Origin of the sequence: Spirillospora sp. NPDC052269 (assembly GCF_040679435.1) — a bacterium.
Classification (GTDB): domain Bacteria; phylum Actinomycetota; class Actinomycetes; order Streptosporangiales; family Streptosporangiaceae; genus Spirillospora.
The window spans coordinates 366,597-381,002 of sequence record NZ_JBFAUU010000007.1 but is presented as its reverse complement, the minus strand read 5'-3'; the positions used below and the strand labels follow the sequence as shown (position 1 = coordinate 381,002).

Below are 14,406 nucleotides of genomic sequence, written 5' to 3'. Positions count from 1 at the left end.
ACCGGGCCGGAGCCTCTTGGGGGCATGGTCGAACACACCCGCAGAATCACCGCGCTGCCAGCCGGCAGGGTGGCCAAATGGATCGTCCTTGCCCTCTGGATCGCGTTGCTGGTCCCCGCGGCGATGTTCGCCGGGAAGCTCGGGGACGTCCAGAAGAACGACTCGTCGGCCTGGCTGCCCAAGAACGCCGAGGCCACCAAGGTCCTCGACAGGGCGGCCAAGTTCCAGCCGGGCGACACTCTGCCGACGGTCGTCGTCTACGACCGGCCGGGCGGCGTCACGCCCGCGGACATCGCGAAGGCGAAGGCCGACGCGACCGCGTTCAAGGGCGTCAGGAACGTGGTGCCCGACGTCCGCGGCCCCATCCCGTCCAAGGACGGCAAGGCGCTGCAGACGTTCGTGAAGGTCGAGACCCGCTCCGGCGGCTGGGCGGCGGCCACCAAGGCCGCCGACCAGATGATCGACATCGGGAGGGCCGGTTCGAACGGCCTCGGGATGCACGTCACCGGGGCGGGCGGGTACGCGGCGGACTCCTCGAGGATCTTCACCGGGGGGAACTCGCTGCTGATGATCACCATGCTGGTGGTCGTCGCCATCCTGCTGCTCACCTACCGCAGCCCGATGCTCTGGCTGTTCCCGATGATCACCGCGGGCATCGCGCTCGCCTGCTCCGAGGCGGTGGTGTACCTGCTGGCCGAGCACGCGGGGCTGACCGTGAACGCGCAGTCCTCGTTCATCCTCGCCGTGCTGGTCATCGGCGCGTCGACCGACTACGCGCTGCTCCTCATCGCCCGCTACCGGGAGGAACTGCGGCGGCACGGGGACCGGCACGCGGCGATGGCCGAGGCGCTGCGCCGCTCCGGCCCGGCGATCGTCGCCAGCGCCGCCACGGTCGCGATCAGCCTGATGGTGCTGATGCTCGCCACCCTCAACTCCACCAAGGGGCTCGGGCCCCCGTCTGCGCGATCGGCGTCCTGGTCGGCCTGCTCGCCATGGTCACCCTGATGCCGGCCCTGCTCGTCGTCTTCGGCCGCTGGATCTTCTGGCCCAAGCGGCCCGCGCACGGCTCGCCCGAGCCGACGAGCACTGGCCTGTGGACGCGCGTCGGCAAGGCCATGTCGGGACGCCCGCGGATCGTGTGGATCGGCACCGCCGTGGTGCTCGGCGCGCTGTCGCTCGGCCTGGCCGGCATGAAGGCCGACGGCATCCCGCAGAAGGAGCAGTACACCAAGAAGACCCAGGCCGTCACGGGCGAGGAGATACAGGCCGCGCACTTCCCGGCCGGGTCCGGCGACCCGATCTACGTCATCGCCAAAGCGCCCACCGCGCCCCAGGTGAAGACCGCTCTCGAAGGCGTGTCCGGCGTCGACTCGGTCGAGCGGCCGGTCGTGAAGGACGGCGACGCGTTCATCCTGGCCACCCTCAAGGGCGCGCCGAACAGCAAGGCCTCCAAGGACACCGTCAAGCGCGCGAGGACGGCCGTCCACAGGATCGGCGGTTCGGACGCGCGGATCGGCGGCGGCACCGCGATCACCCTGGACATGCAGAACGCGGCCGCCCGCGACTCCAAGCTGATCATCCCCGTGGTGCTCACCGTGGTGTTCCTCATCCTCGCCGCGCTGCTGCGGGCGATCGTGGCCCCGCTGCTGCTGATGGCGACCGTCGTCCTGTCGTTCGGCGCGGCGCTCGGGGTGAGCTCGCTGGTCTTCGACCACGTCTTCCACTTCGGCGGAATGGACGCCTCGTTCCCGCTGATGGCGTTCGTCTTCCTGGTCGCGCTCGGGATCGACTACAACATCTTCCTGGTCACCCGCGTCCGCGAGGAGGCCGCACTGCGGGGCACCCGGCGCGGCGCCCTCGCGGGCCTGTCGGCCACCGGCGGCGTGATCACCTCCGCCGGGCTCGTCCTGGCCGGGACATTCGCCGCCCTCGCCTCGATGCCGCTGGTGTTCGCCGCCGAACTCGGCTTCACGGTCGCGTTCGGCGTGCTCCTGGACACCCTGGTCGTCCGGTCCGTCCTCGTCACCGCGCTCACCCTGGACGTCCGGCGGCACATGTGGTGGCCGAGCGCCCTCGCCCGCAAGAACGCCGAACCCCCGACCCCCGCCCCGGACTCGTCCCCCGCCCTGGCGGGCAAGTAGCCCCACCGGCCGGCCGCTCCGGCGCCCCCGGAGCGGCCGGCCTCGAATCCCAGCCGCCTCAGACCCGTTGCGGTCCTCCCGGACCGGGTGCCATCATCGGTGGATGATCCTTCATGGAAAGGGCGTCCTGCGCCCCAGCCGGTGAACCCCGGCAAGTGGGAGCCGGACGGTGGTCCCCTCGATGAGCCGACCACGTTCCTGTCCCACGCTCTGGCCCTGAGCGCACTGCACGGCCCCGGCCCCTGGCCGGACGGCGGCGGTCCGCTCCCCGACGAACGACCTCGCCCCGACGGCGAGGACGGTCCGCGCCTGACCAGCCTGGTGCTGGACGGGGTCCGGACCCACGGATTCGGCGTCAACCCCGAACCGGTGGCGGCCAGGGAACTGGCCGACCTTCTCGAAACGGCCGCGTCCGCGCCCCTCAGTACCGAGCCTCTGGCCCGACTCCACGACACCCTCGCCGGGCAGTCCGCCCTCGACCTCGTGGACGTCCTGCTCAAGGACCTGCGAGGACGTGGTCTGCCCCAGCACGCACTCCACGAGGTCGCGCGGCACCTGGTCGAGCACGGCTCGGCCCGCGACACGGTCAAACTCGGCATCGCGCTCCTGGGGGAATGCGGCGGCGAGGACGACCGCGACCTCCTCCTTCTCCTCGGCGCGCTCGAGGAGTTCACCCTGTACGCCGTGGTGGCCCTGGTGAAGACGCAACCCGACCGGCAACGCGCCGCCTACGAACTGGCCCGGCGGGTGCAGGGCTGGGGACGGATCCACGCGGTCGAGCGCCTGAGGGGGTGCGGCGATCCCGAGATCAAGGCGTGGCTGCTCCGCGACGGATTCCGCAACGACATCATGAACGAGTACCTCGCCCACCTCGCCGCCACGACCGGCGACCTCTACTCCGCCCTCCTCGAACCCGACGTGGACGACGCCCTGCTGGAGGGCGCCGGCGACATCCTCAACGCGCTCGCCCGCGGCGGGCCGTCCAAGGACGTGACCCATTACGACGAAGCCGTTCCCACCATGCACCGCTACGCCGAACTCGTCAGCATGGCCCGGCCGACCGTGGTGATGCTCGACCACCTGCTCACCATCAGACGACGTGTCCTGAAGCGCAACAGCGGCGTCGCCTGGCCCGAGGGCGAACCCGAAGGCCTCATACGCCGCTACGACGCGCTGCTGGCCCGGCCCGTCTGGCGGGAGGTGACGCTCACGTGCTTGAACGATCCGAGCCGCACGCCGCACCCCTATGGTTTCAACATCGCCCTCTCATGCGCCGGCCGTATGAAGATGCCGGTGATGCCCGCGGTGCTCCGGCACCTCGAACAGAACCCCCCCGACGAGTACGCCTGGCAGTGGGCGGTCCAGCACTCCGACAGCCGGACCATCACCTCTGTGCTCACGCTGGCCGCGCGGCTGCTCCCCCTGGACACGCTGACCAGCGGACCGGCCAACGGCACATGGTTCGGCCCCGATCGCGCACCCGACCGTGTCCTGTGGACCATCGTCGACGGCCTGAGCGAACACCCCGGGGTCGGCCTGGATCTGCTGCGGGCCTCCCTGTCCAGCCGGGTCACCAACGTTCGAAACAGCGCCTGCAAGACCCTGACGGGCTGGCCGCCGGAGTCCCGGCCGAGCCGACTCCGGGACTGGATCAGCGTCGCCGCGGCGGCCGAGCCCGATGAAAGGCTCCGGGACGCAATGCTCGCCTTCCTGGAACCTCCCACACCTCCAGCCCCGTGAGCGATGAGGATCGTCGCAACCGCGGTCGCCCCGACGTCCGCGCGGTGACCCCCGCGAGCATCACCGGCCGACCCCGACGAGTTGCCCGGCCGTTCACCACGGCCGGGCAGCCCACTCGGCGTCCAGCGCCGTTCCACCGGGTCAGCGGAGGCGGCGTAGGTAGGGGTCCCAGACGCCGTGCGGGGCCAGGCGGACGCGGGCGTCGACGGCGATGACGCCGTCCGGGCGGACGATCAGGGGGTTGAGGTCGAGTTCGGCGATCTCCGGGTGGTCGGCCACGAGCCGGGAGAGGCGGAGCAGCGTGTCGCGCAGTGCCGGGAGGTCGGCGGCGGGCCGGGCGGCGTGCCCCACCAGGAGGGCCGACACGCGGGTCCCGGCGGCCAGCTCGTCGGCCTCCCGCTCGGTGAGGGGCGCCAGCCGGGCGACGCGGTCGGCGAGGGCCTCGGTGTCGACGCCGCCGGACCCGAAGATCACGACCGGGCCGAAGACGTCGTCCTGGACGGCGCCGCACAGCACCTCGACGCCCTGGGGCGCCATCAGCTGCACGATCACCCCTCGGAGCCGGTCTCCGAAGCGGCCGGCCAGCGTCCGGTAGGCGTCGCGGACGTCCTCGGCCCCGCGGAGGTCGAGGTGCAGCGCGCCGGCCGCGGTCTTGTGCACGACGCCCTCGACGTCGGCCTTCAGGGCCACCGGGCCGCCGAGCTCGGACGCCGCCGCGACCGCCTCGTGCTCGGTGCGCGCCGCCCGCCATGGCGCGAGTGGCAGCCCGTAGGACTCCATGAGGGCGAACGTCTGACCGGGCGGAGGCCAGCCGCCGTCCGGTGTGTCCTTCAGGAACTCGTTGATGAGGCGGGTCGCCTCGCCGCCGCGCAGACCCGGCAGTTCGGGCGGCAGGCCGCGGACCCGGTCGCGGCATCGCGTGTAGGACCAGGCGTGCGCCAGCGCGCGAGCGGCGTTCTCCGGGTAGGCGTAAATGGGAACGCCCCGGTCCGAGATCAGCACGCTCTCCGGCTGGCCGAGGACGACGGCGGCGACCGGCTTCGTGGAACCGGCCAGGGCGCGGGTCAGATCGTCCAGGGCGGTCGGCGCCACGACGGCGATGACGGCGTCCACCGCCGGATCCGCGGCGACCAGGTCGGTCGTCTTCTGGAAGTCCTCGGCGGAGACGGCCGCGGTGGTGTCCACGGGATCGGTCACCGCGGCGGCTGCCGGGAGCATCGCGGCCAGCTCGCTCCGGGTGGACGCGTCGAGGCCGGGAACCGTCAGGCCGACGTCGCCGCAGGCGTCGGCGGTGAGGACGCCCGCGCCCCCGGCGTTGGACACCACCGCCACGCGCGGCCCGGCCGGTGGCTCCTGGCCGGCCAGCATCGCCGCGGCGTCCACCAGCTCACCCAGGTCGTCGGTCGCGACGATGCCCGCCTGGTCGAACAGCGCCCGGCGGGTGGCCTCCGGCGTGGCGGCGGCGGCCGTGTGCGACGCCGCCGCCCTCGTCCCGGACTCCGACCGTCCCGCGAGGACGGTCAGCAACGGCATCCGCGCGGCGACCCGGCGGGCCGTGCGGGCGAACTTGCGGGGGTTGCCGAAGGACTCCACGTGCAGCAGGCCCAGCCGCGTGGTCTCGTCCGACTCCCACCACATGAGCATGTCGTTGGTGCTGACGTCGTACTTGTCCCCCAGGGACGCGAAGGACGACACGCCGATGCCCAGGCGGGAGAGGTGGTCGATCAGGGCGATCCCGACGCCGCCCGACTGCACCGCGACCCCGGCGACCCCTGCGGCGGGACGGCGGGCCGCGAACGTCGCGTCCAGCGCGCCGACCGTGTCGGCCACTCCCAGGCAGTTGGGGCCGACCAGACGGATGCCGTGCCGGTGGCAGACCTCCCGCAGCTCGTTCCCTTGCTGCTCGGTCAGGCCGGACGTGATCGCGACGATGGCGCGGACGCCGTGCTCTCCGCACTCGGCCGCGACGTCCGCCACCGCGCCCGCGGGGACCGCGACGACGGCGAGGTCGGCCCGTTCGGGCAGGTCGGACAGGGACGCCACGCAGGGCACCCCGTGCAGGTCGGTACCGGCGGCGTGCGGGTTGACGGCGTGCAGGGATCCGGCGAAACCGCCCGTCTTGGTGGCGCGCAGCAGTGCCGCCCCCACCGTCCCGGCTCGGCGGCTCACCCCGATGACGGCGACGCTCCGGGGCCTGAACAGCGGCATGAGGCTGGCCACGTCCGCGCCGCGCTCCCGCTCGGCCACCACGTCCAGATAGTGCTCGTCGGGCACCAGCGGCATCGTGACCTCGACGACGCCCGCCGTCGCGCGGCGCTTGGCGGGCATCCCGGCGTCGGCGAAGACCCGCAGCATCGGGCCGTTCTCCACGAGGGTGTCGGCCCGGAACGCCACGACCCCGCTCTCCCGGGCCAGCGAGCCCAGGTGTTCCAGGAGCAGGGTGCCCACACCGCGGTGGTGCATCCGGTCGGCGACGACCATCGCGATCTCCGCCTCGTCCGGCGCCTCGGACGGCTCGTACTCCGCGACCCCGACGAGCTCGCCGCCGAGCCAGGCCCCGAGGGCCGCGTGCCCGGAGCCGCGCGGACGGCAGATCTGACCGGCGATCTCGTCCGCCATGGCCCGGTTCACCCCGAAGAAGCGCCGGTAGAGGCTCTCGTCGCCGAGCCCGCGGTGCAGCGCGCCGACCGCGTCGCGGTCGGCCGCGGTGATCCGTCTGATCTCGACCTGCGAACCGTCGGTGAGCAACGCGTACACCGGGCCGCCGGCCGCTCGTGTCGTCATAGTCCCAGCCTCCGGCGGCGGGGGCCGCGAGTCACCTCCCCATGGTCACCACTTCGAGGGACCTTCGGCCCTCGACTCAGCCGTCCTGGAGGGGGACGCGCCAGATCAGGACCGTGCCGCCGCCCGGTCGCGGCCGGGTGGAGAGGGAGCCGCCGCGCGCCTCGGCGCGTTCGCCCATGTTGCGCAGGCCGCTGCGCCGGCCGCCCTCGGGGATGCCCACACCGTCGTCCTCGACCCGGAGCGTCAGATCGCCGCCGGCGTCGACGGCGACGAGGACCTCGGTGGCCCGCGCGTGCCGCGCCACGTTCGACAGCGCCTCGCGGACGACCGCGAGCAGCTGCTCGCCGAGCTCCTCGTCGACGTCGGTGTCGAGGTGGCCGTCGAGCCGGACCGAGGGCGAGAACCCCAGGTGCTCGGCGGCGGCGTCGACGAGGGTGTGGACGCGGCCGCGCAGGGAGTCCTCGTCCCCCTCCGCCTGCAGCGCGAAGATCGACGAGCGGATCTGGCGGATCGTGGCGTCCAGGTCGTCCACGGCGTGCTGGACCCGCACCGCGACCTCCCGCCTCTGGGTGATCTTGATCGCGGCCATCAGCGACATCGCGGTGGCGAACAGCCGCTGGATGACGGTGTCGTGCAGGTCCCTGGCGATCCGGTCGCGGTCCTCCAGCAGGGCCAGGCGCTCGGCGTCGCGGCGGCGGTCGGCCAGCTCCAGCGCCACCGCGGCCTGTCCGGCGAACGCCTCCAGCAGCCGCTGCGTCCCCTCGGAGAAGGTCGGCGCACCGGGCGCGTTGACGACCGTGAGCGCGCCGCGGGCGAAGGCGCCGACGCCCAGCGGGACCACCAGGAGCGGGCCGATCTCCAGGTCGGCCGGGGCGCCGACCTCGCGGACCACCGCCGCGCCGTCGGCCAGGCGCAGGGCCGCGCCCTCCTCGAACACCTTCCCGGCGATCGAGTTCCCCCGGGGCAGCCGCGCCCCGCGGATCCGGTCCGCGCCCGCGCCGTCCGCGGCCTCCACGGTGAACTCGCGGCCCGCCTCGTCGATCAGCGCCACGATGGCGAGGGCGGCGTCGGCGACCTGCCGCGCGCGTTCGGCCACCAGGGAGGTGACCTGGTGCGAGTCCGTCCCGGAGAGCAGGCTCGTGGAGATCTCCGCGGACGCCTCCAGCCACCGTTCGCGCCGCCGGGCCTCCTGGTACAGGCGGGCGTTCTCGATCGCCACCCCGGCCGCCGTCGCCAGGGCGGTGAGGACGACCTCGTCCTCCTCCTCGAAGGCGCCGCCGTCCACCTTCTCGGTCAGGTAAAGGTTGCCGAAAACCTCCCCCCTGACCCGGATCGGGACGCCCAGGAACGTGCGCATCGGCGGATGGCCCGCCGGGAAGCCGGAGGACTCGGGGTGCTTGGACAGGTCCGCCAGCCGCAGCGGCCGCGGTTCCTTGATCAGCAGGCCCAGGATGCCGTGACCGCGCGGCCAGTGGCCGATCGCCGCGATCTCCTCCTCGGCGACCCCCACGGTGACGAACCGGACGAGCCGCTCCCCCTCGTCCCCGATCACGCCGAGCGCGCCGTAGCGGGCGTCGACGAGCTCGGCGGCGGCTTCGGTGATGCGCCGGAGGACCGTCTCCAGGTCCAGCTCGGCGCCGATCGAGACCACGGCCTCCAGCAGCGCGTGCACCCGGTCACGGGTCGCCCGCGCCGCCTCCAGCCGCGTCTGGACCTCGGCCAGCAGGTCGTCCAGCCGCAGCTGAGGGAGGATCAACCGGGCCCTGTCCCCTCCCGGCCCGGACTCGTCGGTCACGCCTCCAGTATCGCCGACCGCGATCCCGCATCCGAGGCGAGCCCACCCCCGATCCCCAGGTCGGAGAGGTCCGGTCAGGGCTCGTCGATCATGGCGGACGGGACGATCGCGACCGTGCAGGGCGCGTGCTGGAGCATCGCCGAGCTGGTCGCCCCGAGGAGCAGGGGATCCAGGCCCCCGTTGCCGCGGTCTCCGACCACCAGCAGATCGGCGTCCTTCGCGGCCTCCAGCAACGCCTCGCGCGGCCGGTCCGGAACCACCGAAAGCCGCAGGTCGACCTTCGGAAAGCGCTCACGCCAGGGCGCGACGGCCCGTTCCAGCATTTCGGTGCGGACGCGGACGAGCCGTTCCCTGTCGGTGAACAGGGGCAGCTCGGACTCGTCGACGGCCCCCGGTTCCCAGACCCCGAACACGACCCGGACGCTCCATCCGCGCAGCAGCGCCTCCTCCAGGGCGAAGCCCAGCGCCGCGTCACCGCCCGCGGACCCATCCACCCCCGCGACCACGCGGCCGTGGCCGAGGCCGTCCCGCCGGGCGGCCACCACGGGACGTCGCGACCGGGCCGGCAACTGCACCGCGGTGGATCCGACCGGCAGGTGGTGCCGCTCATGCGAGCCGATCACGATCAGCTCCGCCTCGTCGGACTCCCCCACCAGCGCGTCCGCCACGGGCTCGGCTCTCAGCCGCTTGACGACGGTCCCCGGCGCGCCCAGCCGCCGCGCGCTCTGCTCCCCCTCCTCCAGGAGCATCTCGCCCGCGCGCTTGACGATCGCCTCGACGTCGCCGTCCACGTAGGAGGCGGAGTAGGGCCAGTGCCAGCAGTGGCAGAGGACCAGCTCCAGTCCGCGCAGGCGGGCCTCCTCGATCGCCCACCGCAGGGCGGGCTCGTTGTCCTCCGAGGCGTCATAGCCGAGCAGCACCTGCGGCCTTTGGGTCCTGTCCAGTCCGACCATTCCCGCCCCTCCCCGAGACTGCACCCCCTAAATACCCAGTGCCGAAATGGGAATCCTCGGAGAAGCGGCGATGAGCGACAAGGCAAAAGAGAACCCATGAACCAGTGGATCCTGGCCTATGACGGCTACGACCCCGCCTCGGAGGGCCTGCGCGAGGCTCTCTGCACGCTGGGCAACGGCCGGTTCGCCACGCGCGGCGCCGCGCCCGAGTCGTCCTCGGACGACGTGCACCACCCGGGGACCTATGTCGCGGGGTGCTACGACCGCCGGTCCACCGAGGTGGACGGACACCACGCCGACAACGCCGACATGGTCAACGTCCCGAACTGGCTGCCGCTGACGTTCCGCGCCGCCGGGGACGAGTGGTTCGACCTCGATCGCGCGTCCGAGGAGGGGCGGCTCCTGTCGTACGAGCAGGAGCTCGACCTGCGCCGCGGGGTCCTCACCCGGCTCCTGCGCTGCCGGGACGCGGCGGGCCGGACGTTCCGCCTGGCCCAGCGCCGGATCGTCTCCATGGACGATCCGCACCTGGCCGCCCTGGAGACCACGATCGTGCCGGAGGACTGGACCGGCACGCTGGAGATCCGTTCGGCGCTGGACGGCCGGGTCGCCAACACGGGGGTCGCCCGCTACCGGAGCCTGCCCGAGGAACACCTCATCCGCGAGAATCCCGACCAATCGGACCATCCCGAGCTGTCGTCGGTGACGACCACGACGATCTCGTCGAAGATCACCATCGCCGTGGCGGCGCGCACCCGGGCGTCCGTCCCCGCCGGACGGTCCCGGCACGCCAGGCCGGGCTGGACGGCGCAGGACCTCCGCTTCGAGGCGAGGGCGGGAGAGCCCGTGACGGTCGAGAAGGTCGTGGCCGTCCTCACCTCCCGGGACCGCGCGATCGAGGAGCCCGGCGAGGCGGCGCTGGCCGCCGTCCGGAGGGCGGACGGCTTCGACGCCCTGCTGGAACGGCACGAACTCGCCTGGGCGCACCTGTGGCGGCGCGCCCAGCTCAGGCTCGACCACTCCGACGTGCAGCGGATCCTCAACCTGCACATGTTCCACCTGCTGCAGACGGTGTCGCCGCACAGCGTGGACCTGGACGTCGGCGTGCCCGCCCGCGGCCTGCACGGGGAGGCGTACCGCGGCCACGTCTTCTGGGACGAGCTGTTCATCCTGCCCTTCCTGAACATGCGGTTCCCCGAGATCGCCAAGGCGCTGCTGATGTACCGGTACAGGCGGCTGCCCGCGGCCCGGCGCGCGGCGTCCGCGGAGGGCCGCCGGGGCGCCATGTACCCGTGGCAGAGCGCGGCGGACGGCCGCGAGGAGACCCAGCTCGTCCATCTCAACCCGCGGTCGGGACGCTGGCTGCCCGACCACTCGCGCCTGCAGCGGCACGTGGGGCTGACGATCGCGCAGAACGTCTGGCGCTTCCACGAGGCGACCGGCGACACCGAGTTCCTCGCCGAGTACGGCGCCGAGATGATCCTGGAGATCGCGCGGTACTTCGCCGACCTGGCCCGCTACGACCGCTCCGCCGACCGGTACCGGATCCTCGGCGTCATGGGCCCCGACGAGTACCACGACGCCTACCCCGGCCGCGAGGAGCCGGGCCTGGACGACAACGCCTACACCAACGTCCTCACGGCATGGGTGCTGCACAGGGCCCTGGACGCGCTGGCCCTCATCCCCGAGGACCGCCGCACCGAACTGCGCGAACGCCTCGCGCTGACCCGCGAGGAGCTCAGCCGTTTCGAGGACGTCGGGCGGCGGATGCACATCCCCTTCCACGACGGCGTGATCAGCCAGTTCGAGGGCTACGGCGACCTTGAGGAGCTCGACTGGGACGGCTACCGCGAGCGCTACGGCGACATCCGCAGGCTCGACAGGATCCTGGAGGCCGAGGGCGACACGCCCAACCGCTACAAGGCGTCCAAGCAGGCCGACGTCCTGATGCTCTTCCACGTCCTGTCGCCCCACGAGCTCGACGACGTCCTGCAGCGCCTCGGCTACGAGCACGGGCCCGACCTGGCGGCGCGCACCACCGCCTACTACCTGCCGCGGACCTGCCACGGATCCACCCTCAGCTTCCTCGTGGACGCCTGGATCCTCGCCGGCGACGGCGACAGCACCGGCGACGGCGAGGCCTGGCGCGTCTTCCGGGAGGCGCTCGAGTGCGACATGGTGGACGCCCAGCACGGCACGACGGCCGAAGGAATCCACCTGGGCGCCATGGCCGGCACCGTGGACCTCGTCCAGCGCCGCTACGCCGGGCTGAGCACGCGCGGTGGCACGCTCCACCTGGAGCCCCGCCTGCCCTCGGCGATCGGCGAACTCCGGCTGGGGCTGCGCTTCCGCGGACACTGGGGGGTCGACCTCACCTGCCGCCAGGACCTGCTCCAGGTCTCACTGCGCCCCGCCGCCGCGCTGCCCATCCGCATCGTCTTCGGCGACGAGGACGTCCTCATCCAGCCCGGCGCCTGCTGGGAGACCCCCCTCCGACGCGGCAGAGCGGTCCCGAGGGAATGAGCCCGCTCGTCCCGGCGAAAGGGGACGTCAGGAGTCGTCGCCGGGATCGGCGCCGTCCGCCTTGAGCCGGGCGGAGTAGGCGGCGGCCTGGGTGCGCCTGCTCATCCCGAGCTTGCCGAACAGGTTCGAGACGTAGTTCTTGACGGTCTTCTCCGCCAGGTGCATCCGGTCGCCGATCTCCCGGTTGGTCAGGCCCTCGCCGATCAGGTCGAGGATCTCCCGCTCCTGATCGGTCAGGCCCGCCAGGGGGTCGCGGCGCTCCTGGCGGCGGCGGACGCGATCGAGCATGCGGGCGGTGCTCCGCGGATCGAGCAGGGACTGCCCGGAGGCGACCGTCCGGACGGCGCCGACCAGGTCCGAGCCGTGGATCTGCTTGAGCACGTATCCGGCGGCCCCGGCCATCACCGCGTCCATGAGCGCCCGGTCGTCGTCGAAGGAGGTCAGCATGAGGCAGGCCAGCCCGGGCACCCGCGACCGGACCTCGCGGCAGACGGTGACGCCGTCGCCGTCCGGCAGCCGCACGTCCAGCACGGCGACGTCCGGCCGGACGGCCGGGATGCGGGCGATGGCGCCGTCCGCGGTGCCCGCCTCGCCGACGACCTCCAGGTCCGGCTCGGCCGACAGCAGCGCCGCCACGCCCCGGCGGACCACCTCGTGGTCGTCCACCAGGAAGACCCGGATCGTGCGCGGATCCTGCTCCCCACCGCTCATGGACGCTCCTTGGATCGGCCAAGGTCCATGCCGTCAACACTAGTCGGAGCCCCGGTCCGCGAGCGGAGGCGGCCGGGACCCGTTGACAGGACAACGACCCTGGTCACCGGGGGGATCGGACGCGTCGGTCACGAAGGGGCGGCGCCTCCAGGGGGTTCACTGGTCGGACTGCGCGACCGGGTACCGTTCGTCGGCGGTCCGGAGCGACCGCGCGTCCACCCGGACCACGCCCTCCACGTCCTCGACGGCACGGACCAGCCGCTCGACCGCCGCGTGCGTCGGCACCGTGCCGCGCAGCGTCACCACGCCTTGGTCGACCTGGATCCGGACGTGCGGCAGGTCGGTCAGCAGCTCGCGAGCGATCTGGCGGTGAAGGTCGGTGTCGGGGCGGGCGAAGACGCGGAGCAGGTCCGAGCGGGTGACGATGCCGACCATGCGGCCGTCCGACGCGCGCACCACCGGCAACTGGTGCACCCGATGGCGGCGCATCAGGTCGGCCGCCTTGCCGACGGTCTGTCCCGGGAGCACGGTGCGCACAGGGCCGCTCATCAGCTCGGCGGCGGTCGCGGCGACCGCCCGGCGGTGCTCGCGACCGCGCCGGCCGAGGCCCGGAAGCCGTCGTGCGCGCAGGCCGGGGATCTCCTTGAGCACCAGGTCGGCCGACGACACGATGCCGTGCACGGCCCCGGCGGCGTCCACCACCGGCATCGCGTTGATGTGGTTCATCCGCATCGCCAGCAGCACCGTCTTGAACGGGGTGTCGGGCGCGACGGCGATCACGCGCCGCGTCATGACCTCCTCGACCAGCGCCTTCGCCGGGTATCCCATGACGACCTCCTCGACCGGTCCGGTCGGCCGCGCCGCGAGGCGGCCTTCCACCGCGCCGGATCCGGCTCCTGCCACCAGCGTCTCCGGTCGGTCGCCGGTGTTCACGTGCCGAAGGTCCCCGAAGTGACGGCCACACGCGGCCTGGACGGCCCGGAAGTCCCGCGCGCACGCGTAGGCAGGCGGCCAGGGCGTTGAATCGCCGGGGGCCGAAGGTCCCATCGGCCCCCGACTCTCGGCCCTGCCGGGGTCGCCGCCCGGCGCAGAGACTTGGGGTATGGCGAAGGGGTCTGGGAAAGCCGGCGCGGCGGCGAAGGTGTCGCCGTCCTTGGGAGCGGAACGGCTCGTCCAGGGGCCGCGGGCCGACGGGGACACGGTGGCCGGTCGGAAGGCCCTGATTGAGGAGTGGGTGAGATGACCCCTGTCCTGGCGTCCTCGCTGGAGCGCCATTCCTTCCTGCGGGACCTGCGGGAACCGCACCTGCAGCGGCTGTCGACGGCGGCCAGGCGGGTCGAGATGCCCGAGAAGCACCGCTTCTTCGACGAAGGCGGACACGCCGACCGGTTCTGGCTGGTCGAAACCGGTCGGGTCGGGCTGGACGTGCACATTCCGGGGCGCGGACTGGTGGTGATCGAGACGTTCGGACGCGACTCGGTGCTGGGCTGGTCGTGGCTGTTCCCGCCCTACCAGTGGCGGTTCGGAGCGCGCGCCCTCGAACCGGTGAGCGCGATGGAGTTCGACGGCAGGCTCGTCCGGACGCTGTGCGCGGCCGATCCCGAACTCGGGCACGAGCTGACCCGCCGGTTCGCCGAGGTCATGCTCGACCGGCTCCAGGCCACCCGGCTGCGGCTCCTGGACGTCTACCTCCATCCCGGACAGACCCGTCCCGGGGAGACCCTCTGGCCGGACGTCTGAGCACGACGCCGCCCGAAGT

10 protein-coding genes are annotated in these 14,406 nt (G+C 72.9%); 5 read left to right on the top strand and 5 right to left on the bottom strand.

Annotation, left to right across the window (positions count from 1 at the left end):
* The first annotated feature begins 24 nt into the window (after positions 1-24).
* From AB0L06_RS17935 to AB0L06_RS17925, 3 genes are all read left to right on the top strand, one after another.
* Positions 25-1,005 (top strand): MMPL family transporter, encoded by a 981-nt coding sequence (locus AB0L06_RS17935; protein WP_500232118.1) that lies wholly within the window; start codon positions 25-27, stop codon positions 1,003-1,005.
* Positions 1,005-2,141 carry an MMPL family transporter gene (locus AB0L06_RS17930; protein WP_500232117.1) on the top strand — a complete coding sequence of 379 codons (1,137 nt, stop codon included), beginning with the start codon at positions 1,005-1,007 and terminating at the stop codon, positions 2,139-2,141. Before AB0L06_RS17935 ends, AB0L06_RS17930 begins: the two co-directional genes overlap by 1 nt.
* 141 nt (positions 2,142-2,282) lie before the next feature.
* Entirely contained in the window at positions 2,283-3,881 is a 1,599-nt protein-coding gene (locus AB0L06_RS17925) for a hypothetical protein (protein ID WP_500232116.1), read from the top strand.
* Positions 3,882-4,022: 141 nt separating this feature from the next.
* Here AB0L06_RS17925 and AB0L06_RS17920 read toward each other — a convergent pair whose 3' ends face one another.
* From AB0L06_RS17920 to AB0L06_RS17910, 3 genes are all read right to left on the bottom strand, one after another.
* Positions 4,023-6,665, bottom strand: coding sequence for a bifunctional acetate--CoA ligase family protein/GNAT family N-acetyltransferase (locus AB0L06_RS17920; RefSeq protein WP_500232115.1), 2,643 nt, complete (start codon positions 6,663-6,665; stop codon positions 4,023-4,025).
* Between the two features lie 76 nt (positions 6,666-6,741).
* Positions 6,742-8,460, bottom strand: coding sequence for a GAF domain-containing sensor histidine kinase (locus AB0L06_RS17915; protein ID WP_500232114.1), 1,719 nt, complete (start codon positions 8,458-8,460; stop codon positions 6,742-6,744).
* 74 nt (positions 8,461-8,534) lie between these two features.
* On the bottom strand, positions 8,535-9,413 hold the full coding sequence (locus AB0L06_RS17910; protein WP_500232113.1) for a universal stress protein: 879 nt from the start codon (positions 9,411-9,413) through the stop codon (positions 8,535-8,537).
* A gap of 96 nt (positions 9,414-9,509) precedes the next feature.
* Here AB0L06_RS17910 and AB0L06_RS17905 point away from each other — a divergent pair, with 96 nt between their 5' ends.
* Positions 9,510-11,936: a glycoside hydrolase family 65 protein gene (locus AB0L06_RS17905; RefSeq protein ID WP_500232112.1), complete on the top strand. Its 2,427-nt coding sequence runs from the start codon at positions 9,510-9,512 to the stop codon at positions 11,934-11,936.
* A 27-nt stretch (positions 11,937-11,963) separates the two neighbouring features.
* Here AB0L06_RS17905 and AB0L06_RS17900 read toward each other — a convergent pair whose 3' ends face one another.
* Both AB0L06_RS17900 and AB0L06_RS17895 read right to left on the bottom strand, forming a co-directional pair.
* Positions 11,964-12,647: a response regulator transcription factor gene (locus AB0L06_RS17900; RefSeq protein ID WP_500232111.1), complete on the bottom strand. Its 684-nt coding sequence runs from the start codon at positions 12,645-12,647 to the stop codon at positions 11,964-11,966.
* Positions 12,648-12,803: 156 nt separating this feature from the next.
* On the bottom strand, positions 12,804-13,580 hold the full coding sequence (locus tag AB0L06_RS17895; protein WP_500232110.1) for a CBS domain-containing protein: 777 nt from the start codon (positions 13,578-13,580) through the stop codon (positions 12,804-12,806).
* A gap of 306 nt (positions 13,581-13,886) precedes the next feature.
* Between AB0L06_RS17895 and AB0L06_RS17890 the strand changes: the two genes are divergently transcribed.
* A complete protein-coding gene (locus AB0L06_RS17890; protein ID WP_500232109.1) occupies positions 13,887-14,387 on the top strand; it encodes a Crp/Fnr family transcriptional regulator in 501 nt (166 codons plus the stop codon).
* The last annotated feature ends 19 nt before the right edge of the window (positions 14,388-14,406 follow it).

Bases quoted from the DNA above. Each gene is read 5' to 3' on its own strand.
- AB0L06_RS17935 (WP_500232118.1), top strand. From the start codon at position 25: ATGGTCGAACACACCCGCAGAATCACCGCGCTGCCAGCCGGCAGGGTG.
- AB0L06_RS17930 (WP_500232117.1), top strand. From the start codon at position 1,005: ATGCCGGCCCTGCTCGTCGTCTTCGGCCGCTGGATCTTCTGGCCCAAG.
- AB0L06_RS17920 (WP_500232115.1), bottom strand. From the start codon at position 6,665: ATGACGACACGAGCGGCCGGCGGCCCGGTGTACGCGTTGCTCACCGAC.
- AB0L06_RS17910 (WP_500232113.1), bottom strand. From the start codon at position 9,413: ATGGTCGGACTGGACAGGACCCAAAGGCCGCAGGTGCTGCTCGGCTAT.
- AB0L06_RS17905 (WP_500232112.1), top strand. From the start codon at position 9,510: ATGAACCAGTGGATCCTGGCCTATGACGGCTACGACCCCGCCTCGGAG.
- AB0L06_RS17900 (WP_500232111.1), bottom strand. From the start codon at position 12,647: ATGAGCGGTGGGGAGCAGGATCCGCGCACGATCCGGGTCTTCCTGGTG.
- AB0L06_RS17890 (WP_500232109.1), top strand. From the start codon at position 13,887: ATGACCCCTGTCCTGGCGTCCTCGCTGGAGCGCCATTCCTTCCTGCGG.